Origin of the sequence: Nocardia sp. NBC_00403 (genome assembly GCF_036046055.1) — a bacterium.
In the GTDB taxonomy this organism is placed as follows: Bacteria; Actinomycetota; Actinomycetes; order Mycobacteriales; family Mycobacteriaceae; genus Nocardia.
Map to the genome: position 1 here is coordinate 2,970,985 of NZ_CP107939.1, position 16,871 is coordinate 2,987,855.

At 66.2% G+C, this 16,871-nt stretch carries 18 protein-coding genes; 9 read left to right on the top strand and 9 right to left on the bottom strand.

The features are described from left to right. The first annotated feature begins 156 nt into the window (after positions 1 to 156). The 6 genes from tig (at position 157) to OHQ90_RS13160 (ending at position 5,847) form a co-directional block, all read left to right on the top strand. Positions 157 to 1,533, top strand: a complete 1,377-nt coding sequence (tig, locus tag OHQ90_RS13135; protein WP_328410418.1) for a trigger factor — start codon at positions 157 to 159, stop codon at positions 1,531 to 1,533. Between the two features lie 295 nt (positions 1,534 to 1,828). After that, positions 1,829 to 2,416: an ATP-dependent Clp protease proteolytic subunit gene (locus OHQ90_RS13140; RefSeq protein ID WP_328412806.1), complete on the top strand. Its 588-nt coding sequence runs from the start codon at positions 1,829 to 1,831 to the stop codon at positions 2,414 to 2,416. Positions 2,417 to 2,491: 75 nt separating this feature from the next. Next, positions 2,492 to 3,160, top strand: coding sequence for an ATP-dependent Clp protease proteolytic subunit (locus OHQ90_RS13145; protein ID WP_328410420.1), 669 nt, complete (start codon positions 2,492 to 2,494; stop codon positions 3,158 to 3,160). Between the two features lie 463 nt (positions 3,161 to 3,623). Next, the gene (gene clpX, locus OHQ90_RS13150) at positions 3,624 to 4,904 is read left to right on the top strand and encodes an ATP-dependent Clp protease ATP-binding subunit ClpX (protein WP_328410422.1); all 1,281 of its coding nucleotides are present in this window, start codon (positions 3,624 to 3,626) and stop codon (positions 4,902 to 4,904) included. A gap of 26 nt (positions 4,905 to 4,930) precedes the next feature. Further along, positions 4,931 to 5,239 carry a hypothetical protein gene (locus OHQ90_RS13155; protein WP_328410424.1) on the top strand — a complete coding sequence of 103 codons (309 nt, stop codon included), beginning with the start codon at positions 4,931 to 4,933 and terminating at the stop codon, positions 5,237 to 5,239. 185 nt (positions 5,240 to 5,424) lie between these two features. Continuing rightward, complete coding sequence (locus OHQ90_RS13160) at positions 5,425 to 5,847, top strand: STAS domain-containing protein (RefSeq protein ID WP_328410426.1); 423 nt, start codon at positions 5,425 to 5,427, stop codon at positions 5,845 to 5,847. Positions 5,848 to 5,907: 60 nt separating this feature from the next. Here OHQ90_RS13160 and OHQ90_RS13165 read toward each other — a convergent pair whose 3' ends face one another. From OHQ90_RS13165 to OHQ90_RS13175, 3 genes are all read right to left on the bottom strand, one after another. Continuing rightward, the gene (locus OHQ90_RS13165) at positions 5,908 to 6,483 is read right to left on the bottom strand and encodes a carboxymuconolactone decarboxylase family protein (RefSeq protein ID WP_328410428.1); all 576 of its coding nucleotides are present in this window, start codon (positions 6,481 to 6,483) and stop codon (positions 5,908 to 5,910) included. Positions 6,484 to 6,589: 106 nt separating this feature from the next. Continuing rightward, a complete protein-coding gene (locus tag OHQ90_RS13170; protein WP_328410429.1) occupies positions 6,590 to 6,967 on the bottom strand; it encodes a nuclear transport factor 2 family protein in 378 nt (125 codons plus the stop codon). A 306-nt stretch (positions 6,968 to 7,273) separates the two neighbouring features. Next, a complete protein-coding gene (locus tag OHQ90_RS13175; protein ID WP_328410430.1) occupies positions 7,274 to 7,501 on the bottom strand; it encodes a dihydrofolate reductase family protein in 228 nt (75 codons plus the stop codon). A gap of 575 nt (positions 7,502 to 8,076) precedes the next feature. Between OHQ90_RS13175 and mihF the strand changes: the two genes are divergently transcribed. Both mihF and OHQ90_RS13185 read left to right on the top strand, forming a co-directional pair. After that, the gene (gene mihF / locus OHQ90_RS13180) at positions 8,077 to 8,391 is read left to right on the top strand and encodes an integration host factor, actinobacterial type (protein ID WP_328410432.1); all 315 of its coding nucleotides are present in this window, start codon (positions 8,077 to 8,079) and stop codon (positions 8,389 to 8,391) included. A 25-nt stretch (positions 8,392 to 8,416) separates the two neighbouring features. Then, on the top strand, positions 8,417 to 8,827 hold the full coding sequence (locus OHQ90_RS13185; protein WP_328410434.1) for an NUDIX hydrolase: 411 nt from the start codon (positions 8,417 to 8,419) through the stop codon (positions 8,825 to 8,827). A 51-nt stretch (positions 8,828 to 8,878) separates the two neighbouring features. Here the strand turns inward: OHQ90_RS13185 and OHQ90_RS13190 are convergent, their stop codons facing one another. From OHQ90_RS13190 to OHQ90_RS13200, 3 genes are all read right to left on the bottom strand, one after another. Continuing rightward, a complete protein-coding gene (locus OHQ90_RS13190) occupies positions 8,879 to 9,412 on the bottom strand; it encodes a hypothetical protein (RefSeq protein WP_328410436.1) in 534 nt (177 codons plus the stop codon). Between the two features lie 81 nt (positions 9,413 to 9,493). Next, a complete protein-coding gene (fdhD, locus tag OHQ90_RS13195; RefSeq protein ID WP_328410438.1) occupies positions 9,494 to 10,357 on the bottom strand; it encodes a formate dehydrogenase accessory sulfurtransferase FdhD in 864 nt (287 codons plus the stop codon). Positions 10,358 to 10,408: 51 nt separating this feature from the next. After that, positions 10,409 to 12,718, bottom strand: a complete 2,310-nt coding sequence (locus OHQ90_RS13200) for an FdhF/YdeP family oxidoreductase (protein ID WP_328412807.1) — start codon at positions 12,716 to 12,718, stop codon at positions 10,409 to 10,411. 306 nt (positions 12,719 to 13,024) lie between these two features. Here OHQ90_RS13200 and OHQ90_RS13205 point away from each other — a divergent pair, with 306 nt between their 5' ends. Next, positions 13,025 to 13,198 (top strand): hypothetical protein, encoded by a 174-nt coding sequence (locus tag OHQ90_RS13205; protein WP_328410440.1) that lies wholly within the window; start codon positions 13,025 to 13,027, stop codon positions 13,196 to 13,198. Here the strand turns inward: OHQ90_RS13205 and OHQ90_RS13210 are convergent. From OHQ90_RS13210 to OHQ90_RS13220, 3 genes are all read right to left on the bottom strand, one after another. After that, entirely contained in the window at positions 13,183 to 14,370 is a 1,188-nt protein-coding gene (locus tag OHQ90_RS13210) for an FHA domain-containing protein (RefSeq protein ID WP_328410442.1), read from the bottom strand. The two genes, OHQ90_RS13205 and OHQ90_RS13210, sit on opposite strands and share 16 nt — an antisense overlap. Positions 14,371 to 14,537: 167 nt before the next feature. Next, on the bottom strand, positions 14,538 to 15,374 hold the full coding sequence (locus tag OHQ90_RS13215; RefSeq protein ID WP_328410443.1) for an SDR family oxidoreductase: 837 nt from the start codon (positions 15,372 to 15,374) through the stop codon (positions 14,538 to 14,540). A gap of 49 nt (positions 15,375 to 15,423) precedes the next feature. Next, complete coding sequence (locus OHQ90_RS13220) at positions 15,424 to 16,845, bottom strand: DHA2 family efflux MFS transporter permease subunit (RefSeq protein WP_328410445.1); 1,422 nt, start codon at positions 16,843 to 16,845, stop codon at positions 15,424 to 15,426. Positions 16,846 to 16,871: the final 26 nt, after the last annotated feature.

Consider the following 16,871-nt stretch of genomic DNA (forward strand, 5'->3'; position numbering starts at 1 on the left):
CTAGGACGGTGCTGCCCGCAACCCGCCGCGACCGGTCAACTAACCTTGTCGGGATGCGTGCGCGTGGGCGCGCTGCGTCCATGTCCATGAGAGCAAGGCGCCCATGTCGATGAGAAGCAAGTCGACCAGAACCACCAACGAACAAGGAGCATGTCCGTGAAGAGCACCGTCGAGCAGCTGAGCCCGACCCGGGTCCGGATCAACGTCGAGGTGCCCTTCGAGGAACTGAAGCCCGACTTCGACAAGGCGTACAAGGCACTGGCGAACCAGGTCCGTATCCCCGGCTTCCGCCCGGGCAAGGCTCCGGCCAAGCTGATCGAGGCCCGTGTCGGCCGTGGCGCGATCCTGGAGCAGGTCGTCAACGATGTGCTGCCCGCGCGCTACAGCGAGGCCGTCACCACCTCCGAGGTGAAGGTCATCGGTCAGCCCGAGATCGAGATCACCAAGATCGAGGACGGCCTGGAGCTCGCGTTCACCGCCGAGGTCGACGTGCGTCCCGAGATCACCCTGCCCGCCTACGACGGCATCGAGGTGTCGGTCGACGCGTTCAGCATCGGTGACGAGGACATCGAGGAGCAGCTGCAGTCGCTGCGCCAGCGCTTCGGCACCCTGACCGGTGTCGAGCGTCCGGTCGAGGACGGCGACTTCGTGTCCATCGACCTGTCGGCCACCGTGGACGGTGCGGATGTGCCGGAAGCCGCCACCACCGGCCTGTCCCACGAGGTCGGTTCCGGCCAGCTGATCGAGGGTCTCGACGAGGCGCTGACCGGCTTGTCGGCCGGCGAGTCCGCCGAGTTCACCTCCACGCTGGTCGCCGGCGAACACGCGGGCAAGGAAGCGGTCATCACCGTCACCGTCGGTTCGGTCAAGGAGCGCGAGCTGCCCGAGGCCGACGACGACTTCGCTCAGCTGGCCAGTGAATTCGACACCCTCGAAGAGCTGAAGGCCGACCTGCGCACCCGCGTCGAGCGGGTCAAGAAGGTCGAGCAGGCAGGCGAGATCCGCGACAAGGTGCTCGAGGCGCTGCTGGAGCAGGTCGAGGTGCCGCTGCCGGAGGCCGTCGTCAAGGCCGAGATCGACGCCGTGCTGCACGATGCCGTGCACGGCTTCGACCACGACGAGGACGCCTTCGCCGCCGCGCTCGAGGCGCAGGGCAGCACCCGCGAAGAGTTCGACAACGACACCAAGGAGTCCGCCGAGAAGTCGGTGAAGACCCAGCTGCTGCTGGACGCCATCGCCGAGGCGGAGAACACCCAGGTCGGCCAGGAGGAGCTCACCGAGCGGATCCTGTTCCAGTCGCAGCGTTACGGCCTGTCGCCGGAACAGTTCATCCAGCAGGTGCAGCAGGCGGGCCAGCTCGGCGCGGTGTTCGCCGATGTGCGCCGCGGCAAGGCGCTCGCCGGTGTCGTCGGCCAGGTGAAGGTCACCGACTCCGAGGGCAACTCGGTGGACACCGCCGAAATGTTCGGCGCCCCTGAGGGTTCCGCGGCCGAGGCCGACGCCGAAGAAACCGCCGCCGCGAGCGCCGAATAATTTCATGGAATGCCAGCGTGATCGACGGCCGAGTGGTTGTGTGATTGCGCAGTGAGCGAGCGTAGCGAGTGAACCGCGGACACAGTGCGCCCTCGCGCACAGCGCAATCGAGCGCTGGCGAGATTGCGCTGTGAGCGAAGTAGGGCGGTGCCGGGAGTTCGGTGCCGCCCTGTTTCGTTAATGTTTGTGACAGCGAACGGTGATGGCTCTGTAGCAATCAGCGCTGTGTAGGTTTCAGTGACAAGCCGGTGAGAAGAGAAGGCAGGTATCCGTGACAATCAACCAGGCAGGGGTCATGACAGCCGCTACTGCTGGTCTCAACCTCAGTGATTCGGTGTACGAGCGCCTGCTGCGTGAGCGCATCATCTTCCTCGGCACTCAGGTCGACGACGACATCGCGAACAAGCTGTGCGCCCAGATCCTGCTGCTCTCGGCGGAGGATCCGGTCAAGGACATTTCGCTCTACATCAACTCGCCCGGCGGTTCGGTGACCGCGGGTATGGCCATTTACGACACGATGCAGTTCGCCGAGTGCGACATCGCCACCTACGGCATGGGTCTGGCGGCCTCGATGGGGCAGTTCCTGCTCACCGCGGGTACCAAGGGCAAGCGCTACGCGCTGCCGCACGCGCGCATCATGATGCACCAGCCTTCGGCAGGCATCGGTGGTTCCGCGGCCGATATCGCGATCATGGCCGAGCAGTTCGCGCACACCAAGCGTGAGCTGAACGAGTTGCAGGCGCAGCACACCGGCAAGTCGGTCGAGCAGGTCACCATCGACGCCGATCGCGACCGGTGGTTCACCGCGACGCAGGCGCTCGAGTACGGCTTCATCGACCACGTGATCAGCCACGCGAACCAGGCGGGGAACGGCACGAAGTAGCCGACCATTTCGAGCGACCTGCAACCAGTCGCAACGGCTGAGAACCGCTCACCCACTCAGACTTTGGAGACGAAGATGGCCAACCTGATCGACCCACGCGCCGGCCTCGGCGGTATCGCACCGCAGAGCCCGCAGGCGCGCTACATCCTGCCGTCGTTCATCGAGCACTCGAGCTTCGGTGTCAAGGAGTCCAACCCGTACAACAAGCTGTTCGAGGAGCGCATCATCTTCCTCGGCGTGCAGGTGGACGACGCCTCGGCCAACGACATCATGGCGCAGCTGCTGGTGCTGGAATCGCTCGATCCCGACCGCGACATCACCATGTACATCAACTCGCCCGGTGGCTCGTTCACGTCGCTGATGGCCATCTACGACACCATGCAGTACGTGCGTGCCGACGTCGCGACGGTCTGCCTCGGTCAGGCGGCCTCCGCGGCCGCCGTGCTGCTCGCCGCGGGCACCCCCGGCAAGCGTGCCTGCCTGCCCAACGCCCGTGTGCTGATCCACCAGCCGTCGCTGGAGGGTGGCATCCAGGGGCAGGTTTCGGACCTGGAGATCCAGGCCGCCGAGATCGAGCGCATGCGTCGCCTGATGGAGACGACGCTGGCCTACCACACCGGCAAGGACGCGGACACCATCCGCAAGGACACCGACCGCGACAAGATCCTGACGGCCGCGGAGGCCAAGGACTACGGGATCATCGACACGGTGTTCGACTACCGCAAGCTCAGCGCACAGAAGTAATCTCCGCGCGCGATCGGGTGTCAGGCAGTGATTCTGGGGTACGCCTTGGATACGGGTTGCGCCGGTCGCTCGTATGTTGCTGTTAGTCAGGTAAATCCGGCCGGGACAGGTGCCGCTCGGCATCCGTTCCGGCCGGATTGCTTCGATGGAACCGACCGACCGGAAGGGTGTCCGGCGGGATAGGCCACGAGGCAGGCGGCCGGACCTGGTTTCGGCCGCAGCTCGGGGAGAACGTGTTCTAGTGCCGTGAGAACTCGCGCAACCCCGGCGAGAAACATGCTCGAGTTGTCGACCTCCGTCGCGCACACCGGGTACGGTCAACCTAGGGGCCTTTGCTCCCGGTTGACGGCAGTGCTCGACCCGCCGGAACGCTCGAGGTGTTCGTGATTACACCCGAGGGTGGCGGATTGCCGGCAACCTGGACGGACGGTTGCACGCGGACAAGGAAGTAGGGACCCACGAGATGGCGCGCATCGGAGACGGCGGCGATCTGCTCAAGTGCTCGTTCTGCGGAAAGAGCCAGAAGCAGGTCAAGAAGCTCATTGCGGGACCAGGGGTGTACATCTGCGACGAGTGCATCGATCTATGCAACGAGATCATCGAGGAAGAGCTGGCCGAGTCCAGCGAGGTCAAACTCGATGAGCTGCCCAAACCTGCCGAGATCCGGGACTTCCTGGAGAACTACGTGATCGGGCAGGACACGGCCAAGCGCACGCTCGCGGTGGCTGTCTACAACCACTACAAGCGCATCCAGGCCGGCGACAAGGGTCGCGACAGCCGTGGCGAGACGGTCGAGCTCGCCAAGTCGAACATCCTGATGCTCGGGCCGACCGGTTGCGGCAAGACCTACCTCGCGCAGACCCTGGCCAAGATGCTCAATGTGCCCTTCGCGATCGCCGATGCCACCGCGCTGACCGAAGCCGGGTATGTCGGCGAGGACGTCGAGAACATTCTGCTGAAGCTGATCCAGGCCGCCGACTACGATGTGAAGCGGGCCGAGACCGGCATCATCTACATCGACGAGGTGGACAAGATCGCTCGCAAGAGCGAGAACCCTTCGATCACCCGCGATGTCTCCGGCGAGGGCGTGCAGCAGGCGCTGCTGAAGATCCTGGAGGGCACTCAGGCCAGCGTGCCGCCGCAGGGTGGACGCAAGCACCCGCACCAGGAATTCATCCAGATCGACACCACCAACGTGCTGTTCATCGTGGCGGGTGCGTTCGCCGGGCTGGAGAAGATCGTCTCCGACCGCACCGGACACCGCGGCATCGGCTTCGGCGCCGAGGTGCGCTCCAAGGCGGAGGTCGACACCTCGGATCACTTCGCCGAGGTGATGCCGGAGGATCTGATCAAGTTCGGTCTGATCCCCGAGTTCATCGGCCGCCTTCCTGTCGTCGCCTCGGTGACCAATCTCGACAAGGAATCCCTGGTCAAGATCCTCTCCGAGCCGAAGAACGCGCTGGTCAAGCAGTACATCCGACTGTTCGAGATGGACGGCGTCGACCTCGAGTTCACCACGGACGCGCTGGAGGCGATCGCCGATCAGGCCATCCTGCGTGGCACCGGCGCGCGCGGTCTGCGCGCCATCATGGAAGAGGTCCTGCTGCCGGTGATGTACGACATCCCCAGCCGCGATGATGTCGCCAAGGTGGTCGTCGACGCCGACACGGTCAACGACAACGTGCTGCCCACCATCGTGCCGCGCAAGGCGCAGCGCACCGAGCGGCGCGAGAAGTCGGCGTAGTCGCTTGACAGCAGGGGGATTTCAGGGTGCAACCGCAGCCACTGCTGCATCCGGCGGGGCCGGGTCAGCTGCTGGATGTCCGCGGCGTGCTCAGTGGCACCGTCGACATGCGGACCTATCAACACACACATCTCGTGGTCTTCTCGCGCACTGAGGGCGGCATGCTCCGGGACCCGGGCCCGGATCAGCAGGGCCTGCTGGCGAGGCTGACAACCTGTGTCGAATGGCTCGACGAACACTTCGGGTTCGAGCTGGTGAGCGTTTTCACCAACCCGCTCGAGATGCAGTACATCTACTACGCCATGCTGCGTCGTCGTAGTGGAGGCCAGCGGTAGTAGAGGCGACGTGTCCTCGCCCATTGGTGGACATCAGGTCATATCAGAGGTGTACAGACCTGTCTGTTGGGGTAATACTTATCCAGGGTTGAGCAACCAGCCCAGTCCTGGAGCTGAGGCATCCGGGCGAAACTGAACGCCGGCAATGTTTCGAGCGTGCCGCGCGCGACCGGACCGAGGTCCTTATGTCGACTGTTGTTGCTACTTCCAGCCAATCCGCCACTCACTTCGCGCAGCCGTGGCCGTCCGGTCGTGGTCCGTCCGACCGCCTGCGGGTCACCCTCATGACACCTACGGATTCGGTCACGCTGTGTGCCCTCGTTGGCGAGGTGGACTACTACAGCGCCGATGTCTTCCGGAGCAGTCTGATCGGATCCCTCGGGACCGCCGGGTCTGTGGTGGTGGTCGATCTGTCCAGGGTGACGTTCTTCGGCAGCGCAGGTCTGCGGGTATTGATCGAGGCCGAGGCGGTGGTGGGGCCTGCGGGAGGCAAGCTCGTGCTGATCACCGGCCGACGCTGTGTCGACCGATTGCTCGCCGCCGCTGGCAATGTGGCGGTTTTCCAGACGGTGACCAGCCTGGCCGAAGTGATAGCCGACGCCGCATAGCGGCTTTCCCGTGCCGCCCGTCGACATTGTTCGACGGGCGGCACGGTCGTTTCGCGGGGGTCAGTCCTGGGTCCAGGGAACTCGGCAGGAATCGGTGCTGAATCCCTGTGTCGTGATTCCGAGCGCGGAGTTGAAGCGTGAACGCATGTTCTCCAGACCGATCTGGTAGGTCAGTTCGATGACACCCGCACGGCCGAAACGCTTTTCGAGGTCGGCGACCTGATCGTCGGTGACGGTGGTCGGGGTCGCGGTGAGGGCGTCGGCGTAGGCGATCGCGGCGCGTTCGTCGGCGCTGTAGAGCGGTGAGGTTTCATACTCCGCGATGTGCTCGAGGCGGTCGACATCGAGGTTGCCGTGCCGCATGAGCATGGCGCCGAAGTCGATGCACCATGAGCAGCCGACGATCCAGGCCACGCGGTATACGGCGATCTCGCGGATGGCGGCAGGCAATTTTGTGCATGCTCGTTCCATCAGCACTTCGTGAATACCGCTGGCGGCCAGCAGCTTTCCGTGGTTGGCCGTCACCGCGAACGGTTCGGGCACCGCGCCGAAGCGTCGCTCGGCAATGCGGTACAACAGTTTGGTGAGCGGCCCCGCCTGCTCGGGGGTGACGGCGGGGATACGGGTTGTTTCCATCACGGTTCTCCTTCGATCCAACGTTGTCCTGTTACTCGGACGAGGAGGGATCATGGAATGTGACGGGCAGCCGGGTGTGATCCACCGCACGCGTTGGCCCGTCGGGCTACACCGCTTCGGTGTGCATATCGTCAGGGCTCCAGTATGCGCGCATGCTGATGATCTTGCCGTCGTCGTCGAACTCCATCACGTCGATGGGGGTCAGCGTGAAGCGCTGGTCGCCGAACTTGGTGATGATGCTGAACATGAAGGCAGCGTGATTGCCTCCGATGCGGATGGTCTCCGGCTTCAGTTCGGTTTCCCGATCGAGGTTGGCGATCACGTCATAGAACTCACGGATGGCAGCGTGGCCCTGTTTGACCTCGGAGCCGATGGGATCCTCGACGGTCGCGCCTGCGGCGTAGAGGTTGACGATCTCCTCGGTCGGACCCGAGCCGACCAGCTTGACGTACTGCTCGACCACATCGCGGATCTGCTGTGCCATGGAAACTCCTGCCGAATTGGAACATGTTCTAATTCGGAGCGTAGCAGTGTCCATGATGCCGGAGTCGATGATTGCACTCTCGATACCTACCGGATCGGCCGCCGAGCGGATGCGCGCGCCGACGGCCCCGGAACTCCCGGTGCGTAGCACCTTCGGGGACACGGTGACGATCGGCCGGCTGCTGCCGTTCGATCGCGCCCGGGGTCGGGGATCGCCGTTGATCCGCCTGGTTCGCCATTGAACCTTCGTCCCATTCGGGTGCTGTCGTTGATGGTGTCGTACGCGGGGCCTTCGATGTTACGCCCGTCACTTATTCAAGCGATCCGTACCTCGGGCACCCGCATTGCGGTAGGTCGCGATGACAACGCCCGAAGCGGTGGTGCGGGGATCGGTGAGGTCGAATCCGGTGGGCTGCACATCCTCGGTGAACAGCCGCTTCCCGGTGCCGAGCAGCACCGGGAAGGTAAGCAGGTGCATGGTGTCGATCAGGCCCGCGGCCCGCAGACCCTGCGCCGGATTGCCGCTCCCGTGCACCTGCCGTTCGCGACCGGGCTTCCTCGAGTGCGGTCACCTCCTTGACCAGGTCGCCGCGCAGCATCTCGGCGGGCCCCCATCCCGCGCTGTCCAGGTGGGGGCTCAATACGTACTCGGGAAGCGAATTCAGTGTGGTGGCAATGGGATCCGTCGGGTCGGTGGCCTTGGGCCAGTAGCCCGCGAAGATCTCGTAGGTGCGCCGACCGAGCAGGAAGACGTCAACCTGTTGGAACACCTCGGTCATGGAAGCGCCGAAGTCCTCGTCGCCGTAGGGCGCCGACCAGCCGCCGTGGGTGAACCCGCCGCTCGGGTCCTCCTGTGGTCCGCCAGGCGCTTGATAGACGCCATCAAGGGTGATGAACTGGGTGAATGACAACTCCATGGCGGGGGTTCCTTTCGCCCTTGCCGCCCGCCGTGCGCGGGCCTCTTACCTGATTCGACGGCGCGGGCTCGGGAAACTCATCGCTATTTCCGCCGGTCGCGCCCCGGTGTGTCGGACTTGCGCTGTCGGCGACGTGCTGTTGAATCGGTCCGGTCAACCAGATGTTCGAGTGACGAGTGAAAGCGGAGGAGACATGGCACTGCCTACCATGACCGCGGAGCAGCGCACTGAGGCGCTGGCCAAGGCGGCTGCGGTCCGCAAGGCGCGCTCCGAACTGATCGGCAAAGTGAAGGCTGGCAAGGTTTCGGTTGCCGATTTGCTGAAGAAGGCCGATAGCGACGAGCTGGTCAAGAAGACCAAGGTCGCGGCCGTGATCAAGGCCCTGCCCGGCGTCGGCCCGGTGAAGGCCGCCAAGCTGCTGGACCAGGCCGAGATTCCCGAGGACCGCCGCATCGGTGGACTCGGCGCTCGCCAGCGTGCCGCATTGCTCGAGGCACTGGACGCCTGATCGCGTCTCAACTGTCGAGGTAACCATGATCGAGGAACGAACGCTCACGTCGGTGGCGTGGTTGTGCGTCGAGTACGGCCGCTTGCTTGCGGTCCGCACCAGAGGACGTGACGCCTTCTACCTACCGGGCGGCAAGCCCGAGCCGGGTGAAACCCTGGCGGGAGCGCTCGTTCGTGAAGTTCGAGAAGAAGTCGGCGTCGAGTTGGAGGCGCATCGGATCGAGCCCGTGGTGACCATCACCGCTCCTGCCCACGGGCGTCCCGGCACTCTCGTCGAAATGCACTGCTTCACGGCGCCGGGCCACGGCAACCCAGCGCCAGCCGCGGAGATCGCGGAAATGACGTGGCTCGGTCCTGCGGACCATCATTTATGCGCCCCGGCCGTCGGCAAGGCCCTGGACCACCTCACCTCCATCGATGCTTGGGGCTCGCCGTAAGTCGTTCGGCTACTCGGTAGCAACGGTCCGCAAACGAGTGGTGCCGATCGATCAACGCGGGCGGCGGCGCGGGAACCGGATGTCCATCGGCGCCGGGTCGGACATGGGGATGTCGCCGCGCGGCGGGATGACTACACAGCCGAGGCCGAGAATGACCAGCACGGCGGCGGCGAGCAGGCTGAGCGTGAAGCTGCCCGCGCCCATCTCGGCCGGTTTGTGGAAGGCGTGGTAGATGAAGTGCGGTAGACCGAACGTCAGCCAGCCGATTCCCGCCACTCGGGCGACCGCGGTGCCGTTGATGACGAGCGCGGCGATGGTGATCGCGGTCAAGGCGAGGAAGAAGGCGCCGACGTCACCTGCGAGGTGATGGTTGTATGGCCCGTCCACCGAGATCCAGTGCATGCCGAAACCGGGGAAGCTGGTGTACCAGGAGTGCGGTGCGAAGACCGCCCACAGACCGACGATCGCGCCCTGAACAGCAAGGATCGCCAGCATGATCCGAACGATCAGCAGCCGCCGTCGAAACTGTTCGAACCGCATGCGCACGCGCACGCCGCCGGACTTGCCTTCCACCGAAATCCGCATCGGGCGCTCCGTTCAAGCCGAATTCTGGATCGGGTGAAGCAACCGTAATTCGGACATCGGGAACGGGCAATAGGCGCACCGTCAGGGGCGGGTCCCAACGTTGGTGGGCACAATCGGCGCATCGCTGACCGACGTGCGGTCGAGCCGGTGCGAGCCGGTGTAGATGTTCATGGTCCGACCGCGCAGGAATCCGACGAGGGTGAGGCCTGATTCGGCTGCCAGGTCGACGGCGAGCGAGCTGGGTGCGGAGACGGCGCCGAGCATCGGGATGCCTGCCATCACCGCTTTCTGCACCAATTCGAAGGAGGCTCGGCCACTGACGATCAGCACCAGATCGTGGGCCGGGATGCGGTTTTCGCGCAGTGCCCAGCCGAGCACCTTATCGACGGCATTATGTCTGCCGATGTCCTCGCGGACGGCGAGGGCGGTGCCGTCCGCGGTGAAAAGGCCCGCCGCGTGCAGACCGCCGGTGGCGTCGAAAACGCCTTGGCGGGTGCGCAATTCGCCGGGCAAGGTGGTAAGGGTAGCGATGTCCACGAGGAGGCCGTCGGCGGGTATCGGGAATCGGGTGCGGGTGTGCACATCATCGAGTGCGGTCTTGCCGCAGAGCCCGCAGGCGCCGGTGGTGAGGACGTGGCGGCCGCGCACCGGGACCGGCGTGCGCAAGTGGACGTCGAGGACATTGTAGGTGTTGTGCCCGTTTTCGTCGGTGCCCGCGCAGTAGCGTGCGCTCACCACATCGTCGGTGGCGCCGATGATGCCCTCGCCCAGCAGAAATCCGTGCACCAGGTCGATATCGCTGCCGGGAGTGCGCATGGTGACGGTGAGTTGCTCTCCGCCGAGGCGGATTTCGAGCGGCTCCTCCACCGCGAGGGTGTCGGGCCTGGTGATCTCACCGTGGGAGGTGATGCGGATCGTCGGACGGCGCGCGGTCACTCTACTCACGACGGCACCCCACTGCTCTCGGCAGGCGATCGGTGGCGACGGTCTGTGCGGTCACGATGGCTGCCCGACATGCGTGTGCCGCTCGAGCCGGATGGTCACGGCTTTGGACACCGGGGTATTCGACCGTGCCGCAACATGATCCAACGGAACCAGCGGATTGGTCTCCGGGTAGTAGGCGGCGGCATTGCCGCGTGGGGTCGAGTAACCGATGATGCGGAAGCCGGTCACTTTGCGTTCGGTGCCGTCGGTCCACTCGGAGATCAGATCCACCAATTCGCCGTCCGCGAAACCCAATTCGGCGATGTCCTCGGCGTTCACCAGGATCACCTTGCGGCCCCCGTGCACGCCGCGGTACCGGTCGTCCAAGCCGTAGATGGTGGTGTTGTACTGGTCGTGGCTGCGCAGCGTCTGCAGGATCAGCCTGCCTTCGGGGACCGGAGTCCAGGTGAGATCGTTCACCGCGAAGTTGGCTTTACCTGTGGTGGTGTGGAATTCGCGGGAGTCGCGCGGCGGATGGGGCAGCACGAAACCGTTGCGCTGCCGGACCCGGGCGTTGTAGTCGGCGCAGCCGGGCACCACGCGCGCGATCGCATCGCGAATCTTGTCGTAGTTGCGCTGGTACTGCGCCCACGGCACCGGGTGGTCGGCGCCGAACAGGCTCTGCGCGAGCTCACAGACGATGGCGACCTCGCTGCGCAGCTGGTCGCTCACCGGCTTCAGCCGTCCGGTGGACAGATGCACCATCGACATCGAATCCTCCACCGACACCTGCTGTTTCACGCCGTCTTGCAGATCTTCGTCGGTGCGGCCGAGGGTGGGCAGGATCAGCGCGGTCTGCCCGTGCACAACGTGGCTGCGGTTGAGTTTGGTGGAGACCTGCACGGTGAGCGCGCAGCCGCGCAGCGCCGCCTCGGTGACCTCGGTATCGGGCGTCGCGGAGACGAAGTTGCCGCCCATCCCGAAGAACACCTTCGCCGTGCCCTCGCGCATGGCGCGGATGGCATCGACGGTGTCGAAGCCGTGCTTGCGCGGGCTGGTGATGCCGAACTCGTGATCGAGCGCGTCGAGGAAGGAGTCGGGCATCTTCTCCCAGATGCCCATGGTGCGATCGCCCTGCACGTTCGAGTGGCCGCGTACCGGGCACACACCCGCTCCCGGCTTGCCGATCATGCCGCGCAGCAACAGCAGGTTCGTCGCCTCCTCGATGGTGGCGACGCCGTGCTTCTGCTGGGTGAGGCCCATCGCCCAGCAGATGATGATGTTCTGCGATTCGGTCAGCAGCCGGGCGGTGCGGCGGAGTTCGTCGTCGGTCAGCCCGGTTGCCGCGCGGACGGTGTCGAAATCGACGGCCCGCACCTTTTTTTCGTACTCCGTGAAGCCCGCGCAATGTGCGTCGACGAATTCGCGGTCCACCACCGTTCCCGGCGCGGCGTCCTCGGCCTCGAACAACAGGCGGCCGAGCCCCTGGAACAGCGCCATGTCACCGCCGAGGCGGATCTGTAGGAAGTCGTCGGCGATGGACACGCCGCTGGTGAAGCCCTTGACGGTCTGCGGATCGCGAAAGCCCAGCAACCCGGTCTCCGGCAGCGGATTGACGGCGATGATCGTGGCGCCTTTTGCCTTCGCCCCGGCCAGTGCGCTCAGCATCCGCGGATGATTGGTGCCCGGGTTCTGGCCTGCGACGATGATGAGGTCGGCGGCATCGAAGTCGTCGATCGAGACCGAGCCCTTGCCGATGCCGATGGAACTGGTCAGCGCGGCGCCGGAGGATTCGTGGCACATGTTCGAGCAGTCCGGCAGATTATTGGTGCCGTAGCTGCGTACCAGCAGCTGATACAGGAACGCGGTCTCGTTGGCAGTGCGCCCCGAGGTGTAGAAAAGCGCCTCGTCCGGAGTCGTCAAGGCACGCAGCTGCTCCGCGATCAGCTGGTAGGCGTCGGCCCATTCGATGGGGGAGTAGTGGGTGGCGCCGGGGCGCAGCACCATCGGATGGGTGAGCCTGCCCTGCTGACCGAGCCAGTAGCCCGACTTGTCGGCCAGCTCCTCGATGGAGTGCGCGGCGAAGAATTCGGGGGTGACGGTGCGCAGCGTCGCCTCTTCGGCGACCGCCTTCGCGCCGTTCTCGCAGAACTCTGCAGGGCGACGATGGCCGGACGGCTCGGGCCAGGCACAGCCGGGACAATCGAAACCGTGTACCTGGTTGACCCTGGCCAGCGTGCGGGCGGTGCGGACCACGCCCATCTCCTCGACCGCGCGTTTGAGCGCGACGGCGACGGCCGTGACCCCGGCCGCCTGCTCCTTCGGTGCGGTCACGCTCAGCGCGGTCTCGTCGATGTCGCGTGTCGGCCCATTACGGTGCATGGTCGTCATTGTCCTCTCCGCAGGGAGGCTGTCTCGGCGGGGCCGAGATCAGCCTGTCCGATCGTGCGTACCCGCCGCAGGTCCGCTCCGCAACCGGGGCACGCAAGAAGGCCCGGTTGCGTGCGTGTGACATGACCCCCGACTGCGGCAAGGAAGATGACCCGACAGCGGTATGCGGGGAGGTGCGACTGGGACGCGTGGAAAGGCCTGAGTGCGGCACGCGGGACGGCTTGGGCAGCGCGTGACGTGTGACCGCGGCACCCGGCAACGGCTCGGCCGCGGTACGTGGGATGGTGCGACTGCGGCTTGTCAGAGGGCAGGGCAGTCGGTGCGACCGTGCTCGGCCATCACCCCGCCGATCTGGCCGCGGCTCAGCATGCGGTGCGGCATCGAGTCAAGATTCCCGGCGACGCACTGAACGACCTTCGCGCGGGCGACTGCTCCGCACTGGCCTCCGGCGGCGGTCACGACGAACCGTGAGCCCGGCGTTCACCGGAGATCTCCGTGGCGTCCTTGCGCCGTTCTTCGATGCGATGGGTGGCGATTCGCGCACCGATGCGGACACTCCAGCCGGGCGGGAGTTCGATGGGTGCGGTGCCGACGCGGGTCCATTGCTCGGCGCCGGGCGCCGCGATGAAAGTTCCCGCGGGAGTGGATGCGTCGCGAACATAGACCTTGCCGCGTTCGAGCGAGACATAGGCGTGTATGCGCGAGACATGCCGATCGCGCGGGACAGCGATAGGTGAGGCGGCGGCGGTGCGCACCGAATCGTCGGACATGGGGCTGCGGCCGATGACGTATGGGCGGTCGAGTGGGTAGGCGGCGCCGTCATCGAAGACGAGCGCGCCGGTGGCCGGACCGAGTGTCGAGGTTGCCGGCGCCGGTGCGCTGCCGGTGGGACGCACGCGCCGCGGTCGCGCGCCGCCCTGCGTCGGAACCTTGTCCAGCGCAATAGGTTGCGGTCGCGGGGAGGTGGTCGGCCGGGTCGCGTCCGATGTCTCGGACCAGGCCAATGGCCCCGCCCGGGTGCCGATCTCCGCACTTGCCCGAGCTTCGTGGCTCGACGGGGTATCGGATTCCGACAGCGCGACCATGCCGGCCGGAGCCGTCGGTGGTGGCTCGTCCCCGGCCGCGGACTGCGGTGCGGCGGGCGCCGGGCGCGCGGCCTTCCCGTTTTTCCGCACCGCGACACGAAACACGAAACCGCCTCCGGGAACCACGCCGTCGCGCAAATTGCTGCGTGGGTGCGTGGTCAAGGGAAGCGCGGTGTCGGCGCCGACCGAAATCTGCCGCACCGGCTCGCGCACGATCTCGTCGACCCAGGTGAACGCACGCGCACCGGCCAGCCGCCTGGTCCCCTCCGCGCCCTGGATCTCGGCGCTCACCGGCCCGCGCAACAGGATGACCGTGCCATCGCCGGTGGGCGCGACCACGCCGAACGGCGGTGGCTCCGACCCACCGCCGAACACCACCGCGGCCAGGCGCTGCACAATCGCCGCGCCGGGATGCTCGCCATCGGCGACGGCTTCGATCGCACCGAGTATGCGGTCGGTGGAAGACGTTTCGCCGGCCAAGTACACGACGACCGCACCGAAGCGTGCGATCAAACCATCGCCCGGCGCGATTCCAACGGTGGACGGGTCCTTCGGCACCCGTGCCCTCCTTCCCGGCGCACTACGGCCCTCAGCATAGAGCGTGGACGACACCCGGAACGGGCGCGGCGAACAACCGAAGGGCGGGCACGGAATCGTCCGTGCCCGCCCTGTAGTCGGTGGTGTGGGAGGTGGCGCTATCGAGTCATCCTGCGTGCGTTCGCAGTTCAGGCGGCGAATACCGCGGCGTTGTCACGAATCCAGTCGGCGAAGGTGCGTGCCGGGTGGCCGGTGAGGGTGGCGACCGTGTCGGTGATCACGGTGGGCACCCCGTCGCAACGCCGCCAGTAGTCGAGCAGGCCATCGGCATAGTGGGCGGGGATGTACTCGGCCATCTCCTGCCGCCAGGTGTCGGGGGTGACGTGGTCGATGGTGACGCTGCGGCCGGTGAGCTCGGCGATCAGATCGAGTTGCGCGGTGAAGGTCAGGGTCTGTGGGCCCGTGAGGTGGTAGACCGCGCCACGGTGCTCGGGCTCGGTGAGCAGGGCGTGGACGGCCTCGGCGATGTCGAGTTCGTGGATCGGGTCGGCGTAGGCGTTGGGGTAGGGCAGGCTGACCGGGCGGTCGGTCTTGATCGAGAACGACCAGCCACGGGCATTGCCTGCGAAAGCACCTGGTTGCAACACGCTGACGGCCATCGGCGCGTCCGCGAGTCCGAGTTCGGCATCGAGGTGCGACTTCGCGACCGGATTGGTGGCGGCGTCGGGGTCGAGCACCGAGGACGAAGACAGCAGCACGATATGCTCGACCCCGGCTTCGGTTGCGGTGGTGACGAATTCGGTGATGTACGCGGGCTCGGCGTAGAGGAACACCGAGGTGACGCCGGCCAGCGCGGCGGGGAAAGTCGTCGGGTCCCGCAGGTCGCAGGTGACGGCGGATACCCCGTCGGGGAGTTCGAGCTGGTCGGGTCGGCCGGAGCCGACCCGGACGGCGTGGCCGTCGGCGAGCAGCAGGGACAGCAGGTTGGTGGCGACCGCGCCGCGGCCTCCGGTGATGAGGATCATGACAACTCCGTGGGGTCGTGCGGTTGATGATGTTCGATCGGCGTGCCGATCAGTGGTCTGCGGCCGGTGCTCGCCGCGGAAGCAGCTGGACAATGCCGCAGCTGACCAGCGTGATCGCGGCGACGACGAGGAGGCTGACGGTCAGCGCGTGCGCCTGCCCGGAACCGACGGTGCGGAAATAGACGGTGGTGACGGCGGCCGCACCGATGGCGTTGGCCAGTTGCTGCACGGCCGAGAGGGAACCGCTGCCGCTGCCGGTCTCCGCCGGGTCGATATCGCCGATGGTGATCTGGAAGATGGTGCCGAAGCAGGTGCCCATGCCGACACCGAGAATGAAGACGGGTACGGCGAGAACCCATGCGGTGATATCGGTTCCGGCGGTCAGCGCGAGGGCGAGCAGCAGGCCGGTGCCCGCCAGGGTGATCAGCAGCCCGATAAGGATGAGGGTGCGGCCGAGTTTCGCAAGCAGTTGATGTGCGGCGACCGAGGCCACGATGATGCCGGCGGCCAGTGGCGCGAGGCCGAGTGCGGCGCCGGTCGGGGTGTACCCGAGGCCGGTCTGCATGAACAGCGAGAGCACGTAGAGCAGACCGGACACCGCGGCGAAGAACACCAGGCCCAGCAGCAGGCCCGAGGTGAAGCCGCGGTTGGCGAACAGTGACGGCTCGATGAGCGGATTCGTCGCGGTGAGTTGGCGGCGGGCGAAGAGTGCGAAGGCCACCGCGGCTGCGGCGAGATAGCCGAAGGGTGCTGCGGTCCAGCCGTTGGCCGAACCCTCGATGAGGCCGAACAGCGAGCCGAACATGGCCGCGCCGAGCAGGGCGGAGCCGAGCGCGTCGATGGCGACGGTGCGATCGCCGTCGTCGGCGGGCAGCAGGCGGTATGCGGCGGCGAAGGCGAGCGAGCCGAGCACGATATTGATCAGGAACATGGCTCGCCAGCCGAGGCCGAACAGGTCGGCGTCGATCAGGAAGCCCGCGAGGATCGGACCGCCGACCGCGGAAAGGCCGAGGGCAGGGCCGAACACGCCGAACGCTTTGCCGAGCTGTTCGCGCGGGAAGACCTGGGTGAGGATGCCGAAACCCTGCGGGATGAGCAGCGCGCCGAACGCGCCCTGGACAAGTCGTGCGGTGACGATCGAGGTCGGGTCGATGGCGAGGCCGCAGGCGACCGAGGCCACGGTGAAGCCGGCGACGCCGATCAGGAACAGGCGGCGTTTGCCGAACCGGTCGCCGAGTCTGCCGCCGACGACGAGTAGAACGCCGAGTGCGAGGGCGTAGCCCGCGCCGAGCCACTGGATCAGTGACTGGCCGCCGCCGAGGTCGTTCGCGATGGTCGGCGCGGCGATATTGGTGATCGTCGAGTCGAGCAGATCGAGGACGTCGGCCGCGAGGATGACGGCCAGTATCGCCCACATGCGGGCTCCGACCTTGGTGTTTGCCGCCGTTTCCGGATGCGTGATGGTGGACATGAGGTTCCCCTTCGAGGAAGAAATCG

What these genes read in the sequence shown, in the direction of transcription:
- OHQ90_RS13200 (WP_328412807.1), bottom strand. Translation starts at nt 12,718, where the DNA reads ATGCACCGTAATGGGCCGACACGCGACATCGACGAGACCGCGCTGAGC.
- clpX (WP_328410422.1), top strand. Translation starts at nt 3,624, where the DNA reads ATGGCGCGCATCGGAGACGGCGGCGATCTGCTCAAGTGCTCGTTCTGC.
- mihF (WP_328410432.1), top strand. Translation starts at nt 8,077, where the DNA reads ATGGCACTGCCTACCATGACCGCGGAGCAGCGCACTGAGGCGCTGGCC.
- OHQ90_RS13220 (WP_328410445.1), bottom strand. Translation starts at nt 16,845, where the DNA reads ATGTCCACCATCACGCATCCGGAAACGGCGGCAAACACCAAGGTCGGA.
- OHQ90_RS13165 (WP_328410428.1), bottom strand. Translation starts at nt 6,483, where the DNA reads ATGGAAACAACCCGTATCCCCGCCGTCACCCCCGAGCAGGCGGGGCCG.
- OHQ90_RS13170 (WP_328410429.1), bottom strand. Translation starts at nt 6,967, where the DNA reads ATGGCACAGCAGATCCGCGATGTGGTCGAGCAGTACGTCAAGCTGGTC.
- OHQ90_RS13145 (WP_328410420.1), top strand. Translation starts at nt 2,492, where the DNA reads ATGGCCAACCTGATCGACCCACGCGCCGGCCTCGGCGGTATCGCACCG.
- OHQ90_RS13160 (WP_328410426.1), top strand. Translation starts at nt 5,425, where the DNA reads ATGTCGACTGTTGTTGCTACTTCCAGCCAATCCGCCACTCACTTCGCG.
- OHQ90_RS13215 (WP_328410443.1), bottom strand. Translation starts at nt 15,374, where the DNA reads ATGATCCTCATCACCGGAGGCCGCGGCGCGGTCGCCACCAACCTGCTG.
- OHQ90_RS13185 (WP_328410434.1), top strand. Translation starts at nt 8,417, where the DNA reads ATGATCGAGGAACGAACGCTCACGTCGGTGGCGTGGTTGTGCGTCGAG.
- OHQ90_RS13190 (WP_328410436.1), bottom strand. Translation starts at nt 9,412, where the DNA reads ATGCGGATTTCGGTGGAAGGCAAGTCCGGCGGCGTGCGCGTGCGCATG.
- OHQ90_RS13140 (WP_328412806.1), top strand. Translation starts at nt 1,829, where the DNA reads ATGACAGCCGCTACTGCTGGTCTCAACCTCAGTGATTCGGTGTACGAG.